The organism is Bradyrhizobium oropedii, assembly GCF_020889685.1.
Lineage (GTDB): Bacteria > Pseudomonadota > Alphaproteobacteria > Rhizobiales > Xanthobacteraceae > Bradyrhizobium > Bradyrhizobium oropedii.
Window position 1 is genome coordinate 1 of sequence record NZ_JACMYO010000484.1, and the last position, 621, is coordinate 621.

General features: G+C 61.5%; 1 protein-coding gene. It reads left to right on the forward strand.

Annotation, left to right across the window (positions count from 1 at the left end):
* Positions 1-621: recombinase zinc beta ribbon domain-containing protein (locus tag H8A95_RS43410; RefSeq protein WP_229188503.1), on the forward strand; the 621-nt coding region annotated here is incomplete at both ends.

Sequence of the window (621 nt, forward strand, 5' to 3'; positions counted from 1 at the left end):
GCAATCGCCACGGGGACCTACATTGGGCGCGGGCGACGACATCCGCGGTCGCGGCGATTCTGAAGAATCCTGCCTATGCAGGCGCGTTCGTCTACGGACGGACAAGACTGCGCAAACCCTTGGACGGAAGATCGCCGACGAAGGCGCCGAAGCCGATCGAGCAGTGGCGGATCATCGTCAAGGACCGCTATCCGGCCTATATCGCTTGGCAAAGCTACGAGAAGATCAGGGACATTATCAGCGACAACCGAGCAGAATACATGCGCAACAAAACCAGGGGGGCTCCACGTGAGGGCGAACTACTGCTGCAAGGCATCGCATGGTGCGGAAGATGCGGTCACAAGATGTACGCTCGCTACAAGAGACGCGCCGAGTACGTCTGTAATCACCTGCGTTCACATCAGGGGCTGCCGGCCTGCCAATACATCCGTGCTCCCCGCGTCGACGCCGCCGTGGCGCAAGCGTTCCTCACGGCGCTGGCGCCGGCCGAGATCGACGCGTTGTCGTGCGCTCGTCGCGCTCAGCAACAGACGTACAAAGCAATACGAAGCAATGCCGAGCAGCAGCTCGAGCGCCGACGCTACGAAGCAGCACTCGCCGAACGTCAGTTCAACCGCGTCG